The following is a 16,829-nucleotide window of genomic DNA, read 5'->3' as shown; positions in this document are numbered from 1 at the left end:
TTTTCTTTATTTACGGTTTAGTTTCTTTATGCGGAATGCATTAATCACTGATAGCTATCTCATTTACATCAACCACTTCCACCAAATAAACACAGCCAAGAAGCCAAACAAGTAAATCAGGCCTGCAATCGACAACCACTTTAGTTTAGGTCCAACAGCCAAAGGCTCAGGTAACTTGGTTTTGCTCACTAATGTGTAATTTAGCAGAGCAAAGAATGGCGTGGTCATAAAGGCGAGGATCATCGCAAAGTTCAGCATAGGCAATAACGCAGAAGCCCAGAAAACCACAATACCCAATGCAAGTAAGGAGACTACCAGCATGATCGCTGAAGTGGTTTTAGGGTTAGTGTCTGGTTGCGAGCGCAGTAAGCGTTGAGAATCCGAAATAACGCGCGAATAGCCATCAATAACGGTAATCGTGCTGCCAAAGATACAGAAAAACGCAATTACCGCGATCAAGTAACGAGACCATTCGCCAATCGTTGCCGCATATAAGCCAACCAATTGGTGGGAGAAGCCAACGCCAGAGCTTTCAAGCGCAACGCCAGAACCATAAAGCATCAAAGAGCCTAGCGATACAAAGATAATGGCAAGAAACGCCGTGCCAATATAACCGACATTAAAGTCAAATAGAGCAGAGCGGTATGTTACTTCTTGCTGGCTTGATTGGCGTTTTAGCCACGCTGAGGTTAAACAGGAGATCTCTATCGGTGCAGGCATCCACCCCATTGTCACGACGATAAAACCAATAGCCGCAATAGACCAAGGTGATGGCGGCTCGAAGTTGGCTACTTGCTCAACAGGGTTACCAACGGCGATAGAAACAGCGAGTAAAGTCGCGATGGTTAACACCGACATTATCACTTTAGATAGCGTATCGAGCGCTTTGTAATGGCCAGCAAATAATATGATCAGGCAGGTGACAATCACAATGATGCTGAGTGATGCCATTGATAGTGAAAACGGAATGAAGTAGCCCAGCAAGCTAGCGCTAAACATCAACAAAGCGGCGGTATTGATGACGGCCGATACCACGCTCAGAAATAGAAATAGCCATAGATAAGGCCGACCTAATTTCGCGTAGCCCTCAACCAAGGTGAGCCCTGTCCCCATGGTGTACTGTACGCCCGCTCGGAAAAAAGGGTATTTAAACAGGTTTACGAGCAGAATCAGTGCAGCCAATTGCCAACCATAAATCGCACCAGCCTTGGTTGATGCCACGAGGTGAGAACCACCGACCGCAGCAGATGCCATTAATATGCCGGGGCCTAGCGAACGAAAAAATAAGGAAAGTTTGGATTGGGGTTTATCTATAACGGCGGAGTCCATTGCTTATTGTCCTTTTTATCTTATGTATCTTTCTAAAGAGATACATACCGCAGTACATGACAAGCTGAGCGATCGCCCTATACTGCGCAACGGTAATGTCTTTTAAATGCTGTGTTTTGGTGTATTTATTTTAAGTATTCTTTGCGAATATCATGCTGTGTGCATCTAGCACTCTATTCAGTTATGCGTCTTGTTGTCAAACTAAATTTACAACGTGCTATTTTTAGTTTTTATGCTAAAGGATTGACTTTGTTTTATTGGGTTGAACTTTTCTTCAGAATCCTGCATCTGGGTGCTATTTGGGTATATAATCGCGGCGTTTTTATTTTGTAGAGATCTCCCATGGCAATGCTTGAATATACCCCTCCCACCGACCCTTGGGTTGATATCGTTTTTGAGGATGACGACATTCTGGCAGTGAATAAGCCATCAGGGCTGCTGTCTGTCCCTGGTCGCCTTGCAGAGCATTACGACAGCATGTGGATCCGCCTCAAAGAGTTGCATCCAGAAATTCAAGTTGTGCATCGCTTGGATATGTCGACATCAGGGTTGATGTTGCTGGCGAAAAACAAACCCGCGGAGCGAGCATTAAAAAAGCAGTTCCAATATCGCCTCACTCACAAGGTGTATTACGCACGTGTTTGGGGGCATGTTGAGCCGCAAGAAGGGAATATTGATCTTCCATTAATTTGTGATTGGCCAAATCGTCCACGACAAAAAGTATGTTTTGACGACGGCAAACCATCTCAAACTTTATTCCAAGTAGTGAAGCGTGAAGTTCACCCTGATGGCACCCATACGACCGTTGTGCGACTACTGCCCATTACTGGTCGATCGCATCAGTTACGCGTGCATTTGATGGCGATTGGTCATGCGATTATTGGTGATGAGTTTTATGCAACTGAAGAGGCGTATCAGTTTTCAGAGCGTTTAGAGTTGCACGCTGCGGAGTTAAGTTTTTATCACCCAGTCACAGAACAGTTGAGCAGTATTTTTGTACCCTGTGACTTTTATCCTGAAGCCGAGGCGATGATCTTTAACTATTTTTCGCCAGAGCGTACATTGCCTGATTATAAAACGTTGCCACACCCTTAATGCCAATTGCACTCAACAGCGGTTCTTTCTAGTTCTCTATTTTTGGCTATTTCGTTACTGTGGTTGATGTATCCTGTCTTTCAGCCGTGAACAAGGAGTTGTTATGTCTTTGCCAAGCATCGTATTTTTAGACCGAGCGACCATCCCAGAACATATTGAGATCCCACGACCTGGCTTTCCGCACCACTGGCGTGAGTACGACCTAACTGCGCCTGGGCAGGTAATAGAAAGGTTAGCAGATGCCGATATCGTGATTAGCAATAAAGTCCTGCTTGACCAACATGTATTAGAGCAGCTACCAAAATTACGGATGATCGCGGTTGCCGCAACTGGATTTAACAACGTCGATGTGAACTACTGTGCTAATCATGATATTGCGGTTGCTAATGTACGTGGTTACGCGACGCGTTCGGTGCCCGAGCACGTGATGGCAATGTTATTCGCTTTAAGACGGAATTTATTTGGGTACCACCAAGATATTGCCGCAGGTGAGTGGCAGCGTAACCAGCAGTTTTGTTTTTTTACTCACCCAATCGGGGATATTGGTGGTAGCACGTTAGGTGTTGTTGGTAGTGGGGCGCTAGGGCAAGCGACGGCGAATCTGGCTAAAGCGTTAGGAATGACCGTCTTGTTTTCTGAGCGTAAAGGGGCGGCAGAATGTCGGCCTGGTTATGTGTCGTTTGAGGAAGTATTAAAACGCTCCGATGCGCTGACTTTGCATTGCCCGCTTAACGATCATACTCAGAATTTAATTGGTCAAGCTGAGTTGCAACAAATGAAGTCCAACGCCATTTTGATTAATACAGGGCGTGGAGGTTTGGTGGATGAGAGCGCGCTGGTGGATGCCTTAAAACAGCAAGAAATTGCAGCGGCTGGTTTTGATGTTTTTACACAAGAACCAGCTGATGAGAGCAATCCGCTGATTGCCAATATGAGTTTACCTAATTTGTTACTGACACCGCATGTTGCATGGGGCAGCGACTCATCTATCCAACGTTTAGCGGAAATCCTGATTGAGAACATTAACGCTTTCGAGCGCGGAGACCGCGTTAATCGCTTAGTGTAGCGCTGACTGTAAAACCAAAGATAAAAAAGCAGACATTGACGTCTGCTTTTTGCGTTTAAATCGAATGCTCATTGCTTGAGCCGTCGAATTAAAACTCTTCTTCGTTTAGACCTTTAAGGATCTGAAAGATTTCGCGGTACGCTTTTGCTGGTTTCCCAGCTTTTTTCTCTTTCGCTGCTTGGCGAGCAAGTTGGCGTAGACGCTGACGATCCGCTTCTGGGTACATTTCCATTACGTCATCAATGGCTTTGTCACCTTCTTCCACTACGCGATCACGCAACGCTTCGAGTTTGTGGAATACCGCCGTTAATTGAGAGTGCTTATTACGAATTTTATCCAGTGCGGCTTGGATTGGCTCTGGATCTTCGTAACGCATCAATTTACCAATACGTTGTAATTGGCGACGACGCGCTTCATTTTTAAAGCGTTGCGCGTCAGCAATTGCTTCTCGCAAATCTTCGCTCAATGGAAACTTTTCTAGAACTGAAGGTTTGAGGCCGACAAGCTCCTCACCTAGCTTTTGCAGTTCTTCCATGTCTCGCTTCATCTCGGATTTACTTACCCAGATGATCTCTTCTTCTGGTTCCCATGGCGCTTTTTGATTCTTACGTGCCATTTCAGTTGCCTGTGTTTTGATTAATATTATGACTATTTTAACAAGAATCATGGGGAGAAAGCGAAATTCTTGTTATCCTATTGTTCATCAAAGACAAGATGTGAAAGACAATGGATATTAAACAGCAGGTTGCTGAGCAACGAACCGAGCTAGAGCAAGCCGTCGCAAGAGCTTTAAAGCTTGCATCGGCAAAATCTGACGCCGCCGAAGTCGCAATTACTAAAAGCACTGGTTTAAGTGTTTCAACTCGTATGGGTGAAGTAGAAAATGTCGAGTTCAACAGCGATGGTGCGCTGGGCATTACCGTTTACCGAGGTCAACGCAAAGGCAGTGCTTCCACGTCTGATTTAAGTGAAGCTGCAATCGAGCAAACCGTTATAGCGGCGCTAGATATTGCACATTACACATCTGAAGACCCATTTGCAGGCCCTGCAGCAAAAGAATACATGGTGCAAGAGATTCCTGAGCTTGATCTTTTCCACCCAGACGCACCCGATCCAGACTATGCTGCCAATGTGGCGATTGCAGCAGAAAAAGAGGCGCTAAGTTATAACAATGCAATCAAGCAAAGTGATGGCGCGAGTTATGATAGTCATTACGGCGTGAAAGTGTATGGCAATAGCCATGGCTTATTAGCTAGTTATGCGTCTAGCCGCCATAGTACTAGCTGTTGTGTAATTGGCGTTGGTCAAAACGGCGAGATGGAACGTGATTACAGCTACACCGTGGCACGTCATCGTGATGACTTATGGACCCCAGAAACGGTGGGTCGTAAGGCGGCAGAGAATACGGTTAACCGCTTAGATGCGCAGCGTCTAAAAACAGGTCAATACCCAATCATGTTTGCGGCTGATGTTGCGACAGGCTTGATTGGCCATCTCGTTATGGCGATCAGCGGTGGTAACTTGTACCGAAAATCTTCTTTCTTACTTGACCATCTAGGCAAACAAGTGCTTCCTGAATGGTTCAATATCTCAGAACGTCCGCATGTATTGCGTGGTTTGGCATCAAGTCCATTCGATAGTGAAGGTGTGTACACTCAAGACCGTGAGATCATTACCGACGGTGTGCTAGCAACTTATCTGTTAACCAGTTATGCCGCACGTAAAATGAAGATGACGCCGACAGGTCACGCTGGTGGGATTCATAACTGGTACGTGAAGTCGACAGGCCAAAACTTCGAACAAATGCTTAAAGAGCTCGGTACTGGTCTTCTAGTGACAGAAGTCATGGGACAAGGTGTGAACGTGGTAACGGGTGATTACTCTCGCGGTGCCGCAGGCTTCTGGGTTGAGAATGGCGAGATCCAATACCCAGTATCAGAAATTACCATCGCAGGTAATCTAAAAGACATGTTCACCAAGATTGTGGCGGTTGGTAGTGATATTGAAACGCGCTCACAAATCCAAACGGGCTCTATCCTACTGGATACCATGAAAGTGGCGGGTGAATAAGCTTTTCTAGCAATTCAGAATCAAAAAAGCCTGATGTGTTCATCAGGCTTTTTCTGTTAGGTAATCAGTATTGTGGCAAGCCCTAAGAAGACAGATAAACCAATCACATCCGTCACCGTTGTTAATGCCATACCACCAGCTAAAGCAGGATCGATGTTCATTTTTTTCAATAGGATTGGAATCGTTACTCCTGCAATACCTGCGACCAATAAGTTGGTCAGCATGGCGGCGGAAATGATTCCTCCGAGCATCCAGTTACCTTTCCAAGCAACAACAATACCACCAATAATCAGCGCCCACATGATACCGTTGAGTAAGCCGATCGAGGCTTCTTTCATTAACAGTTCGCGTTTGTTTGAGTCACCGATATGACCAAGAGCAAGACCACGAATCACTAGTGCGACGGTTTGGTTACCAGCGACACCACCCATGGACGGAACAATCGTCATCAATACCGCAATGGCCGCCATTTGATCTAATGTGGCCTCAAACATATTAGAAACGGAAGCAGCAGCAAGGGCGGCTAATACGTTAGCGCCAAGCCAGATACTGCGTTTGCGAGCTGATTTTACAACAGGCGCGAAAGTATCTTCGTCATCGTCCATACCCGCCATACTCATCATCGAGTGTTCCGCGTCTTCACGAATAACGTCAACCACGTCATCGATGGTGATACGACCGACCAAATGCAAGTTTTCATCAACAACAGGTGCAGATACCCAATTACGGCGTTCGAACAGACTCGCAACATCTGAGTCGCTAGTATCGACGGTGATGGCCTCGTCCGCGTCTTCCATTACATCAATGATTTTTACGTCTGGCTGAGTGGTAATAAGCGTCGTGATCGGCAGTTCACCGATGAGCTTACTCTCTTCATCGATCACATACAGGGCATCCGTAGCTTCTGGAAGCTCGCCTTTCATACGTAGATAACGCAAAACTACGTCCACATCTACGTCACCACGAATTGTGATGACGTCGGTGTTCATCAGTCCACCCGCGGTGTCTTCTGGGTAGGATAGGGCAGTTTCGACCCGTAGACGGTCAGAGGAGTCCATTTGCGACAGGACTTCGCGTGACAGGTTGTCAGGCAAGCTACGCAGTACGTAAGCCACGTCATCGGTATCCATGCCTTCTGTCGCTTCTGCAAGCGCTTCTGGTGCCATTTTGGATACGAGGCTGTCTTTGACGTCTTCGTTCAGCTCGTCAAGGATTTCACCATAATCTTCAGGGTCGGTGAGTTGCCAAAGAACTTCACGGCTCTTACGTGGGGAGGCTTCTAAAAGGTGAGCGATATCCTCAGGTTCCATGTCCTGTAATTGACGACGAACATGGACGAAGCGGCCATTTTCTAGCGCTTCTGTGACTTCTTGGAGGGCTTGGTGAGCTTGGTCGAATTCAATTTGCTCTGCCATTCATTCCTCCCAATTCCTGATATTTACAATGCGTTGAATAATAACTTAATTCTAGGCGCCTTTTAATAACAACTTATGATACTAAGCAAATTTATTTATTAGGTCAGGGAAGAGAAAGATAATGGGAGGTAAGAAAAAGCGAGTAAACTACTCGCCTTCATCAAATTTATCTTCGATCAAGTGGCAAACGGCATCCAGTGCTTCTTCCGCTTGCCCACCCGTTGCGTGGATCGTAACGTATTGCCCTTGAGCGGACTCTAGCATTAACAGGCCCATTACGCTGTCTGCTGTGGCGGTTTTGTCTTCTTCATTGTCGATGGTGATGACCGCTTCAAAGCTCTGTGCCAGTTCGACCAGTTTGACTGCTGCACGAGCATGTAAGCCAAGGCGGTTTTGAATCAATACTTTACGACTTAACTCCACGGTTATTCCTTAGCGTTTTTCTCTAGTGAGGTATGGCGAATTTGTACTTGGTGTCCTTTGTTGGCGAAGTATTCACCGATTTGCTGAGTTAAGTAGACCGAGCGGTGCTTACCACCAGTACAACCGATTGCAACGGTCAGGTAGCTGCGGTTGTTTTTCTCAAGCAGAGGTAACCAATTCTCTATAAAGCTTTCAATTTGATATTTCAAACTTAACACCGATTGGTGTTGCTCTAAAAATGCGGCGATAGGAGCATCCAGACCTGTAAGCGGGCGTAGTGCTGGTTCCCAATGTGGGTTAGGTAAGAAGCGAACGTCGAATACGTAATCGGCATCGGAAGGCAGGCCGTATTTAAAACCAAAAGACTCAAATACCATAACGAGCCCTTTGCGATCTCTGCCTTCAACGCGCATACGCACGGTTTCACTCAATTCATGCAAAGACTGCCCACTACTATTTAGGACCAGATCTGCATGCGCTTTGAGTGGCGTCAAAATTTGCTTCTCACGCTCGATGGCTTGATCGAGCGAGAGGGAGGTGCCACCTAAAGATAACGGGTGAATTCGGCGTGTTTCGCTGTAGCGTTTGAGTAGCGTTTCTTTATTAGCGTCCAAGAAAAGCACGGTCACATCAAGCTCAGTTTTTAACTGTTCTAGTGTACTCGTCAGTTCTTTTAGCTTTTTAGGAATATTACGAATATCAATACTGACTGCAACATTCTGTTTGCTGTCAGCAACAGAATGAACAAATGCGTCCAGCAAGTTAACTGGCAGGTTATCAACACAGTAGTAACCTAAGTCTTCCAGTACACGAAGCGCAATACTTTTACCGGCACCTGAGTGCCCGCTAACAACGATTAGTCGCATGGAGTTAGTCCTGCTTATTGGTGAATCATGATGTCGTAAAGTTCTTCATCACTCTGAGCATTACGCAGTAGTTTTAATACTTGCTTATCGCTCAGACGTTCTGCCATAGAGGATAGAGTCTTGAGGTGCTCTTTGCACTGTTCTTCTGGTACAAGGAGCGCAAAAAGAAGATCGACAGGTCGATTGTCAATCGCATCAAATTCGATTGCTTCATCACATTGCAGTAAGACAGCAATGGCCTTGTCGCTTGATTGCATTCTCGCGTGAGGGATCGCAATACCGTTTCCGATACCGGTACTGCCCATTTTTTCTCTATTGAGCATGCATTCGAACAGCTCGGTAGAATCTTGGCCCGTTTGATCAGCCACGATACGGCTGATCATTTCAAGGGCGCGTTTTTTACTCGTGCAGTGGACCGCACTTTTGGTGCAGTCCAATGACAGTATTTCGCTCAGTTGCATGATTAATGACTGTTTAGTTTTTCTTTGTGCTTATTAAGTTGGCGAACCAATTTATCTACCAGCGAATCGATCGCGGCATACATATTTTCGTCATCGGCTGATGCGTGGATTTCGCCTTGATTTATGTGAAGCGTAGCTTCCGCGATTTGAGTAATTTTTTCAACTTTTAGTACAACATGCACTTGATTGATATGGTCGAAGAACCTTTCGAGCTTCTGAAACTTAGAATTTACATAGTCTTGCATTGAATCGGTAAGATCAACGTGATGGCCTTGAATATTGATTTGCATAGACTTTCCTTTTCAGTTAGTGCCTTATAATAGGCGTTTACGCTGACTTGAAGGGGCAATTCCCAAGGATTCGCGATATTTGGCTATCGTACGTCTTGCGACCTGAATCCCTTGGTCAGCCAGAAGAGCAGCAATCTTGCTATCACTCAGTGGTTTGGCAGTATTCTCTGCTGCGACCAGTTTTTTAATGAGTGCACGAATTGCTGTTGACGAACATTCTCCGCCATTGTCAGTACTAACATGGCTAGAGAAGAAGTACTTCAATTCAAAAATACCACGTGGTGTATGCATAAATTTTTGCGTTGTTACACGAGAAATCGTGGATTCATGCATGTCCACAGCCAAAGCGACATCATTGAGTACCATTGGCTTCATGGCTTCCTCACCATACTCGAAGAAATCTTGTTGATGTTCAACAATACATCTTGCAACTTTGAGTAGCGTCTCGTTTCTACTCTCTAAGCTCTTAATTAACCATTTTGCCTCTTGCAAATTGCTGCGGATGTACTGGCTATCCGCGCTATTACCTTTGCCTAATTGAGCATATTGTTGATTTACTTTTAATTTTGGCACGCTATCCGGGTTTATAGAAACGGTCCATTTGCCATTGTCTTTAAAAACGGATACGTCTGGAATTACGTACTCGGTATCATCAGGAGTGATGCGACTACCTGGACGAGGATCTAACTGTTGGATAAGCTTTAAGACTTCACGAAGATCGGCTTCTTTCAGCTTAGTCTCTTTGATGACGAGCTTGTAGTCTCGGTTGCCTAGGTGATCAATGTGATCCGCAAGTATCATTTTGGCTTCAGCAAGCCACGGTGTGTCTTCCGGGAAGGTCGTTAATTGCAGTAACAAACATTCTTGTAAGTTACGTGATGCAACGCCAAGAGGATCGAATTGTTGAATGCGTTTACGAACGGCTTCTACTTCGTCTAACTCTATCTCTTCATTATCGAAGCTCTCATGAATCTCTTCAGGCGACAAAGTTAAATAGCCGTAGTCGTCAACAGCGTCAATAATCGCTAATGCAATCGTGCGGTCGGTTTCACTGAATGGTGTTAGGTCAAGCTGCCACATGAGGTAATCATGTAATGATTCAGTGGTTTCGCCTTGGTAGACGGGCATATCATCATCAAGAGCTAAGCCAGTGCTACCAGTATTCGCGCTGTAGACGTCATCCCAAGTCGTGTCGATTTCAAGTTCAGAGCTAATTTCTGATTTCTCTATCACATCGGAGCTATCTGGAACGTCAATTTCTGTTGGTTCGCTAGCACTGTTGCTATCAGCAGCCTCGACCGCTGACTTATCTTCACCGTTTGCTAGAGGCTCGTCTTGGCCTTCTTCAACTTCCAATAATGGGTTTGAGTCCAACGCTTCTTGGATTTCTTGTTGAAGATCGAGTGTCGACAATTGCAATAAGCGAATCGCTTGCTGCAACTGTGGCGTCATGGCTAACTGCTGACCTAGCTTGAGTTGTAATGAAGGTTTCATTCAGTGTTACTTACCTTGTAATGCTCAGAATCTTACCGTTCCTAATATAATCATAGACGGAATTGTTCGCCGAGATAAACTTGTTTCACCTGTTCATTATTGAGAACTTCTGCCGGAGTTCCCGATGCAATTAGGTGCCCTTGGCTCACGATATAGGCTTTTTCACATACGTCCAGTGTTTCACGTACATTATGGTCAGTGATTAACACTCCGAGACCACGATCGCGCAGATGCTCAATGATTTTCTTGATGTCATTAACCGAAATTGGGTCAACACCAGCGAAAGGTTCATCCAATAAAATGAACTGAGGGTTGGCCGCTAAAGCTCGAGCGATTTCCACCCTGCGTCGCTCACCCCCTGATAGTGCCATACCAGCACTGGTTCTGATGTGCTGGATGTGGAATTCTTCCAACAAATCTTCCAGTTTATCTTGGCGCTCTTCCCTCGTCATTTCTTGACGAGTTTCAAGTACGGCCATGATGTTATCTTCTACTGAAAGCTTACGGAAAATCGACGCTTCTTGCGGAAGATAGCCAATGCCAAGTCGTGAACGGCTATGCATCGGCAAAATACTGATGTCATTGTCGTCAATGGTAATGGTGCCTTCATCGCGAGGTACCAAACCGACAATCATGTAAAACGAGGTGGTTTTACCCGCGCCGTTTGGACCGAGTAGCCCAACAATCTGACCAGATTCAACTTCTAAGCTAACATCAGTGACGACTTTGCGTTTTTTGTAGCTTTTCGCCAAGTTTTTCGCACTCAGTACTGCCATATTAGTTCTCTATCTGATTGGGTTGCAAAATGGTCGTAACGCGCTCTTCCTTAGAGCTATCTGCGACTAGCTTTTGTTTACCAATTTGGTAACGAATCGAAGAACCTTTGATGGTGTTGTTGTCTTGCGCCAGCTGCGCTTGACCTTTCATGGTCAGTTCGTCTGTAGAAATACGGTAATCCAGCTCCGTAGCTTGACCACTAAGTGTTTTACCATCGTCCATCAGCTGAGAAAACTTCGCAGGTTTACCAAATGCTTGAATCTGTTTAATTGCTTCGGTTTTAGGATCGCGAGTTACCACGATTCTATCAGCATCGATATTGATGCTCCCTTGCTTAAGAGATACATCGCCTTCAAAAACAACCTGGTTACTCTTCATATCCACCTGTTGGGTGTCAGAGTTTATGTAAACCGGCTGTTGAGTATCCGACTTGAGTGCCAGCGCTTGAGGCGCCGCCAATACCAGTGCCAGTAGGCTAAGGTGTAACGGTTTCATATCGACCTTGAACTTCATCTGTCAGAGTCGCAGTATGCTGTTTTAGGTTACCTTGCATTGCGCCTCCAGTAGTTTCAAATTGTGGTCCAACCAACATTACTTGTTGGTCAGCTTTAAAATCACGATTGGTTAGATTAATGACCAATTTGTCTGTTGCCATGGTATCAAAACTCGCACCAGGCAGAAGATTTTGCATTAAGACTTTGTCATATAAAGTCAAAACTTGGTCTTCATCTAACACTGCTCTTGTGGCAGTCACCTTCCATTCAATGACGCTTCCTTCACGGTAAACCATCAAAGTCGGGTTATTAAAAATAGTATCTCCACTCTTAGCATAATGGTCTAAGTTAGTGGAGCGAATGATGTAACTGCGGACACCATCTTCACCGTAGGTGATATTTTCTAATCCAGAACCACTGAACATGGGCAGTTCAGAATCTGGTGCTACTTGAATTGCGTCGTTGCCTTTAGGGGTTAGTAGGTAATAACCGCACCACGCTACAACGAAGATCAAGAGCAAATAAATAAGGCGAGTAAAACTCATATAATGAAGGCCTATCGTTTAGCTCAGTACTTCCCTGACCATTGCCTTTATTCGTCTAATAAATGATTTAAATGTTTGTGCTGATATTACATCACGCCAGCTTTTAGTAAATCGTGCATGTTCAGTGCACCCACAATTTTTTCGTCTTTACATAAAATCAGAGCGTTAATGTTTTTATTCTGCATCAAGTTCAAACCTTCAACCGCCAGCATATCAGGGTGTGCTGTGGTTGGGTTTGTCGTCATGACCTCGCCAATTGCCGTCGTATGAATATCGATACGCTTGTCTAAGGTACGACGTAAATCACCATCGGTGAATATACCAAGCATAGCATCGTGCTCATCGACGATGGCTGTCATGCCTAACCCCTTTTCTGAAATTTCAAGCAGGGCATCGCGAATTAATGCGTCAGGAGAAACTTTAGGTAACGCTTCTCCAAAGTGCATAATATCAGACAACTTAAGTAGCAGTTTTCTCCCCAGTGCACCACCTGGGTGAGATAGGGCAAAATCTTCGGCAGAAAAACCACGAGCTTGAAGCAGAGCTACGGCTAATGCATCTCCCATCACTAATGTGGCAGTCGTACTGCTAGTTGGCGCCAGGCCTAACGGACAAGCTTCTTGAGGTACCGTAATTTGCAGGTGTAAGTCAGACAGCTTGGCCATATTTGATTCTGGCTTACCTGTCATGCTGATGATCTTAATATTCAGGCGCTTTAATACTGGAAATAGAGACAGAATTTCGTTTGATTCACCAGAGTTAGAAATTGCCAGCACAATGTCACCTGGGCTAATCATACCCAAGTCACCATGTGCGGCTTCGCCTGGATGAACGAAAAACGCCGAAGTCCCAGTGCTTGCCAGAGTGGCGGCAATCTTGTTACCAATATGGCCTGACTTGCCAATACCCATAACGACAACTTTGCCGTTGTTGGAAAGGATAAGTTCACACGCTTTTTCAAATTGATCATCAAAGTAGGTATCTAGCTCTTGCAGAGCAGCAACTTCGATATCAAGAACTTGTTTAGCAGCAGCGCGAAAATCAAATTGATTGGACATATCAGATCTCTACTTATTGATCGTGGTAATTAAGCGGTCATGTTTGCGAATAAGTACACTTGGTAACCTAAGAAGCACACAAACAAGATGGCACCTTCAATACGGTTAATACTGCGTGATTTACCCAAACACATCGCGACAAGTAACAATGAAACGCCTAACATGACCCAGAAGTCACGTCCCATCGCGTACTCACTGAGCACCGATGGATTAATGATGCCAGGAATCCCCATTACCGCCAGAATGTTAAACACATTCGAACCGATAATGTTACCGACAGCCATGTCGTCTTCACCCTTTAAAACTCCCGCAAGTGATGCGGCCAGTTCAGGCAGGCTAGTGCCAATGGCGATAATAGTTAGACCGATAACAAGGTCGCTCATACCAAAGTGTTTAGCAATAATTACCGCGTTATCAACCAGCATGCTGGCTGCCAAAGGAAGCAGTATCAAGCCAATAACCACCCACATGATTGCTTTAGGGTTACTGACGCCTTCAGGGATCTCTGACTCTTGGTCATCAAGAAAAACATCACCTGATTTTTGCTCTTTGCGGCTGATTTGCAACATAGCAAATAAAAATGCCCCAAAGAGTACAAACAATAAGACACCCTCATAAAAACCGAGATGGCTATTCCAAAGCAGAATACCAGCGAGTACGGTTACGGCTATCATGAGTGGAAGTTCTCGGCGGATGACGGCGGAGCTAATCGACAAAGGCTTGATCAGCGCTGTAATACCTAGGATTAACGCAATGTTCGCTATGTTTGAGCCTAATACGTTACCCACCGCTGTATCTGTTTTGCCATCCCAAGCAGCGGTTGCAGATACCATCATCTCAGGGGCGGATGAGCCCATCGCGAGGATTGTCATGCCGATGACAAGCGGGGAAATACCGACGTTGCGGGCTATCGCTGCAGAGCCAAAAACAAGTTTATCTGCACTCCAAACAAGCAAAACAAGACCGACTATAAGCAACGCAACGGCTTCGAGCATGAGAATTCCTAAGTATTAAATAAGTAAAATGAATAACCGCTAATTTTGACCTTTTGCGGCCTAAAATGGAAGATAAACGAAGAATAAATTAAAGGTTAGTAACGAAAATGTATGTAAATCTCACTCATTTAAATGAGCAATTCTGGTCTAGGATTTAAACACTTCGTGCTAATTCGGTCATAAACCATGAGAAATTGCAGGGATATACTCGACTTTATTTAATTGAACAGTGCTTTAAATTCAACGCCAATGTGCTTATGATTGCAGCCTAATAAATGTACCGACGTTACTTTATTAAACGTAGAATTCAACTCCGATGAGTATCTGCTTGATGATTCCGTGAGTTGCAACGCTCCTACAGTAGAAGAGATGATATGTCGAACAACGATTTAGTCACCGTGAACAACCTCACTTTTTCACGGGGAGAACGCATGATCTTTGATGATATTGATCTGCATGTTCCTGAGGGCAAAGTGACGGCCATTATGGGACCATCGGGAATTGGTAAAACAACACTGCTGCGTTTGATTGGTGGTCAGTTGTATCCCGAGCAAGGAGAGATCTGGTTTGATGGCGACAATATTCCCTCTCTCTCGCGTAAAAAACTCTACCACGCTCGAAAGAAAATGAGCATGTTGTTCCAGTCAGGGGCTTTATTCACTGATTTGAATGTTTTTGATAATGTCGCCTTTCCATTGAGAGAGCATACCGATTTATCGGAAGATTTGATTCGCACCATGGTGTTACTCAAGCTCGAAGCTGTCGGTCTGCGCGGCGCGGCGCAATTAATGCCGAGTGAGCTTTCAGGTGGTATGGCAAGACGCGCTGCTTTGGCTCGGGCAATCGCACTTGACCCTGACTTGATCATGTACGATGAGCCGTTTGTGGGGCAAGACCCAATCACTATGGGCGTTTTGGTTGAGCTAATTAGCAATCTAAACCAAGCGTTAGGTTTGACCTCTATTGTGGTTTCTCACGACGTACCTGAAGTCATGAGTATTGCTGACTGGGTATACCTGATGGCCGATGGAAAAATCATCGCCTATGGTACGCCAGAAGAGCTGACTCAAAACTCTGATCCTCGTGTCCAGCAGTTCTTACAAGGTGATGCCGACGGTCCTGTACCGTTTCGTTTCCCTTCTCAAAGTATCGAAAAGGACTTATTTGATGGTCGATAACTTCATTCACTTTGTCGCCTCGTTGGGTCGACGCACGCTTTCTATTTGCGGAGCATTTGGTCGTGCGACTTTCATGTTGATTGGGGCGCTATTTTCTAAGCCACAACCGATCAGAAGCTTTCCTCTGCTTGTTAAGCAACTTTATTCTGTTGGTGTTCAGTCGCTGGCGATCATCGTCGTATCTGGTCTGTTCATTGGAATGGTTTTGAGTCTACAAGGCTATGTTGTGTTGGTGGATTACGGCGCAGAAGGCAGTTTGGGGCAAATGGTAGCGCTTTCGTTACTCCGTGAATTAGGACCCGTTGTTACTGCACTTTTGTTTGCTGGTCGTGCCGGTTCTGCGTTAACCGCAGAGATAGGTCTAATGAAAGCAACGGAACAACTGTCTAGCCTTGAAATGATGGCGGTAGACCCATTGAAACGAGTGATTGCACCACGGTTTTGGGCTGGGGTTATCTCAATGCCTTTACTGGCTATGATTTTCATGGCTGTGGGAATTTGGGGCGCTCAGCTTGTTGGTGTTGACTGGAAAGGCGTTGATCACGGCAGTTTTTGGTCAGCGATGCAGTCCTCTGTTGAGCTAGGACAAGACATTGGTAACAGTATGATCAAATGTTTTGCGTTTGCAATTACGGTTACTTGGGTCGCTCTATTTAACGGTTATGATGCTATTCCAACATCGGAAGGGATCAGCCGAGCAACTACGCGCACTGTTGTGCATTCTTCTTTAGCAGTACTAGGATTAGACTTTGTACTGACCGCATTGATGTTTGGGAATTAATCATGCAACAAACACGTAAAACTGAATTATGGGTTGGCAGCTTTGTATTAGCGGGAATTTGCGCGATTCTTGTGATGATTTTTCAAGTTGCTGACGTAAAAAGCATTGGCTCTGGTGATACTTATACCCTCAAAGCCGAGTTCGATAATATTGGCAGTTTAAAAGTTCGTTCGCCCGTAAAAGTGGGGGGCGTTGTGATTGGTCGAGTAAGTAGTATTTCGCTTAACCCAGACAACTTATTGCCAGTTGTAACACTATCTATCAATAGCAAATACAATCAGTTCCCAGAAACGTCGAGCGTACAAATTTTGACATCTGGCCTGATTGGTGAGCAATACATTGGTTTAGTACCTGGCTTCGTTTTTGATGATGAAGTCATGCTAGTGGATGGTGATACCATCGAAGACACCAAATCGGCGCTTGTGCTTGAAGACTTAATTGGTCAAGTACTATACAGCGTAGGTGGTTCAGACGACTCAAGTAAGGAATAAC

Annotated in this window: 19 protein-coding genes; 6 read left to right on the top strand and 13 right to left on the bottom strand. The window is 45.1% G+C overall.

Annotated elements, in window-relative coordinates:
• Nucleotides 1-63: 63 nt before the first annotated feature.
• Nucleotides 64-1,329, bottom strand: coding sequence for an NRAMP family divalent metal transporter (locus KI742_RS07780; RefSeq protein ID WP_138939826.1), 1,266 nt, complete (start codon nt 1,327-1,329; stop codon nt 64-66).
• 342 nt (nt 1,330-1,671) lie between these two features.
• Between KI742_RS07780 and KI742_RS07775 the strand changes: the two genes are divergently transcribed.
• Together KI742_RS07775 and KI742_RS07770 are read left to right on the top strand one after the other, a co-directional pair.
• Nucleotides 1,672-2,424, top strand: coding sequence for a pseudouridine synthase (locus tag KI742_RS07775; protein WP_138939827.1), 753 nt, complete (start codon nt 1,672-1,674; stop codon nt 2,422-2,424).
• Between the two features lie 103 nt (nt 2,425-2,527).
• Nucleotides 2,528-3,490, top strand: a complete 963-nt coding sequence (locus KI742_RS07770; protein ID WP_138939828.1) for a D-2-hydroxyacid dehydrogenase — start codon at nt 2,528-2,530, stop codon at nt 3,488-3,490.
• A gap of 88 nt (nt 3,491-3,578) precedes the next feature.
• Here the strand turns inward: KI742_RS07770 and yjgA are convergent, their stop codons facing one another.
• Nucleotides 3,579-4,106, bottom strand: a complete 528-nt coding sequence (gene yjgA, locus KI742_RS07765) for a ribosome biogenesis factor YjgA (protein WP_005381124.1) — start codon at nt 4,104-4,106, stop codon at nt 3,579-3,581.
• Between the two features lie 110 nt (nt 4,107-4,216).
• On the opposite strand from yjgA, the gene pmbA reads away from it, so the two are divergent.
• Nucleotides 4,217-5,560 (top strand): metalloprotease PmbA, encoded by a 1,344-nt coding sequence (gene pmbA, locus KI742_RS07760; protein WP_054577139.1) that lies wholly within the window; start codon nt 4,217-4,219, stop codon nt 5,558-5,560.
• Nucleotides 5,561-5,616: 56 nt separating this feature from the next.
• On the opposite strand, the gene mgtE is transcribed toward pmbA, so the two are convergent.
• The 11 genes from mgtE to KI742_RS07705 all read right to left on the bottom strand — a co-directional run bounded on the left by mgtE (nt 5,617) and on the right by KI742_RS07705 (nt 14,378).
• A complete protein-coding gene (mgtE, locus tag KI742_RS07755; RefSeq protein ID WP_005381121.1) occupies nt 5,617-6,975 on the bottom strand; it encodes a magnesium transporter in 1,359 nt (452 codons plus the stop codon).
• Nucleotides 6,976-7,122: 147 nt separating this feature from the next.
• Entirely contained in the window at nt 7,123-7,398 is a 276-nt protein-coding gene (locus KI742_RS07750) for an HPr family phosphocarrier protein (protein ID WP_005381120.1), read from the bottom strand.
• A gap of 2 nt (nt 7,399-7,400) precedes the next feature.
• Nucleotides 7,401-8,264 (bottom strand): RNase adapter RapZ, encoded by an 864-nt coding sequence (gene rapZ / locus KI742_RS07745; protein ID WP_005381118.1) that lies wholly within the window; start codon nt 8,262-8,264, stop codon nt 7,401-7,403.
• Between the two features lie 14 nt (nt 8,265-8,278).
• Nucleotides 8,279-8,725, bottom strand: coding sequence for a PTS IIA-like nitrogen regulatory protein PtsN (gene ptsN / locus KI742_RS07740; protein ID WP_005381116.1), 447 nt, complete (start codon nt 8,723-8,725; stop codon nt 8,279-8,281).
• Between the two features lie 2 nt (nt 8,726-8,727).
• Nucleotides 8,728-9,015, bottom strand: coding sequence for a ribosome hibernation promoting factor (gene hpf, locus KI742_RS07735; RefSeq protein WP_005381114.1), 288 nt, complete (start codon nt 9,013-9,015; stop codon nt 8,728-8,730).
• Nucleotides 9,016-9,039: 24 nt separating this feature from the next.
• Complete coding sequence (locus KI742_RS07730; RefSeq protein WP_005381112.1) at nt 9,040-10,509, bottom strand: RNA polymerase factor sigma-54; 1,470 nt, start codon at nt 10,507-10,509, stop codon at nt 9,040-9,042.
• A gap of 50 nt (nt 10,510-10,559) precedes the next feature.
• A complete protein-coding gene (lptB, locus tag KI742_RS07725; protein ID WP_005381111.1) occupies nt 10,560-11,285 on the bottom strand; it encodes an LPS export ABC transporter ATP-binding protein in 726 nt (241 codons plus the stop codon).
• A 1-nt stretch (nt 11,286) separates the two neighbouring features.
• Nucleotides 11,287-11,781: a lipopolysaccharide transport periplasmic protein LptA gene (gene lptA, locus KI742_RS07720; protein ID WP_005381109.1), complete on the bottom strand. Its 495-nt coding sequence runs from the start codon at nt 11,779-11,781 to the stop codon at nt 11,287-11,289.
• The gene (gene lptC, locus KI742_RS07715) at nt 11,762-12,325 is read right to left on the bottom strand and encodes an LPS export ABC transporter periplasmic protein LptC (RefSeq protein ID WP_005381106.1); all 564 of its coding nucleotides are present in this window, start codon (nt 12,323-12,325) and stop codon (nt 11,762-11,764) included. The genes lptA and lptC overlap by 20 nt, the downstream gene beginning before the upstream one ends.
• Before the next feature lie 86 nt (nt 12,326-12,411).
• Nucleotides 12,412-13,383, bottom strand: coding sequence for an arabinose-5-phosphate isomerase KdsD (gene kdsD / locus KI742_RS07710; RefSeq protein WP_005381104.1), 972 nt, complete (start codon nt 13,381-13,383; stop codon nt 12,412-12,414).
• A 29-nt stretch (nt 13,384-13,412) separates the two neighbouring features.
• Nucleotides 13,413-14,378, bottom strand: coding sequence for a calcium/sodium antiporter (locus KI742_RS07705; RefSeq protein WP_005381102.1), 966 nt, complete (start codon nt 14,376-14,378; stop codon nt 13,413-13,415).
• 374 nt (nt 14,379-14,752) lie between these two features.
• Between KI742_RS07705 and mlaF the strand changes: the two genes are divergently transcribed.
• The 3 genes from mlaF to mlaD are packed head-to-tail and all read left to right on the top strand — an operon-like array spanning nt 14,753 to nt 16,828.
• Nucleotides 14,753-15,556 (top strand): phospholipid ABC transporter ATP-binding protein MlaF, encoded by an 804-nt coding sequence (gene mlaF, locus KI742_RS07700; RefSeq protein ID WP_005388422.1) that lies wholly within the window; start codon nt 14,753-14,755, stop codon nt 15,554-15,556.
• Nucleotides 15,546-16,337, top strand: a complete 792-nt coding sequence (mlaE, locus tag KI742_RS07695) for a lipid asymmetry maintenance ABC transporter permease subunit MlaE (RefSeq protein ID WP_005381100.1) — start codon at nt 15,546-15,548, stop codon at nt 16,335-16,337. Before mlaF ends, mlaE begins: the two co-directional genes overlap by 11 nt.
• Before the next feature lie 2 nt (nt 16,338-16,339).
• Nucleotides 16,340-16,828 carry an outer membrane lipid asymmetry maintenance protein MlaD gene (gene mlaD / locus KI742_RS07690; RefSeq protein ID WP_005381099.1) on the top strand — a complete coding sequence of 163 codons (489 nt, stop codon included), beginning with the start codon at nt 16,340-16,342 and terminating at the stop codon, nt 16,826-16,828.
• Nucleotide 16,829: the final 1 nt, after the last annotated feature.

Source organism: Vibrio sp. D417a (genome assembly GCF_030248595.1).
GTDB classification, from domain to species: domain Bacteria; phylum Pseudomonadota; class Gammaproteobacteria; order Enterobacterales; family Vibrionaceae; genus Vibrio; species Vibrio alginolyticus.
This window is presented reverse-complemented; position numbering and strand designations above follow the sequence as displayed.

Coding starts and splice junctions, on each gene's coding strand:
- kdsD (WP_005381104.1), bottom strand. CDS start 13,383: ATGTCCAATCAATTTGATTTTCGCGCTGCTGCTAAACAAGTTCTTGAT.
- lptA (WP_005381109.1), bottom strand. CDS start 11,781: ATGAAACCGTTACACCTTAGCCTACTGGCACTGGTATTGGCGGCGCCT.
- mlaF (WP_005388422.1), top strand. CDS start 14,753: ATGTCGAACAACGATTTAGTCACCGTGAACAACCTCACTTTTTCACGG.
- hpf (WP_005381114.1), bottom strand. CDS start 9,015: ATGCAAATCAATATTCAAGGCCATCACGTTGATCTTACCGATTCAATG.
- KI742_RS07730 (WP_005381112.1), bottom strand. CDS start 10,509: ATGAAACCTTCATTACAACTCAAGCTAGGTCAGCAGTTAGCCATGACG.
- pmbA (WP_054577139.1), top strand. CDS start 4,217: ATGGATATTAAACAGCAGGTTGCTGAGCAACGAACCGAGCTAGAGCAA.
- lptB (WP_005381111.1), bottom strand. CDS start 11,285: ATGGCAGTACTGAGTGCGAAAAACTTGGCGAAAAGCTACAAAAAACGC.
- KI742_RS07780 (WP_138939826.1), bottom strand. CDS start 1,329: ATGGACTCCGCCGTTATAGATAAACCCCAATCCAAACTTTCCTTATTT.
- mgtE (WP_005381121.1), bottom strand. CDS start 6,975: ATGGCAGAGCAAATTGAATTCGACCAAGCTCACCAAGCCCTCCAAGAA.
- mlaD (WP_005381099.1), top strand. CDS start 16,340: ATGCAACAAACACGTAAAACTGAATTATGGGTTGGCAGCTTTGTATTA.
- KI742_RS07770 (WP_138939828.1), top strand. CDS start 2,528: ATGTCTTTGCCAAGCATCGTATTTTTAGACCGAGCGACCATCCCAGAA.
- lptC (WP_005381106.1), bottom strand. CDS start 12,325: ATGAGTTTTACTCGCCTTATTTATTTGCTCTTGATCTTCGTTGTAGCG.
- mlaE (WP_005381100.1), top strand. CDS start 15,546: ATGGTCGATAACTTCATTCACTTTGTCGCCTCGTTGGGTCGACGCACG.
- yjgA (WP_005381124.1), bottom strand. CDS start 4,106: ATGGCACGTAAGAATCAAAAAGCGCCATGGGAACCAGAAGAAGAGATC.
- ptsN (WP_005381116.1), bottom strand. CDS start 8,725: ATGCAACTGAGCGAAATACTGTCATTGGACTGCACCAAAAGTGCGGTC.
- KI742_RS07705 (WP_005381102.1), bottom strand. CDS start 14,378: ATGCTCGAAGCCGTTGCGTTGCTTATAGTCGGTCTTGTTTTGCTTGTT.
- rapZ (WP_005381118.1), bottom strand. CDS start 8,264: ATGCGACTAATCGTTGTTAGCGGGCACTCAGGTGCCGGTAAAAGTATT.
- KI742_RS07775 (WP_138939827.1), top strand. CDS start 1,672: ATGGCAATGCTTGAATATACCCCTCCCACCGACCCTTGGGTTGATATC.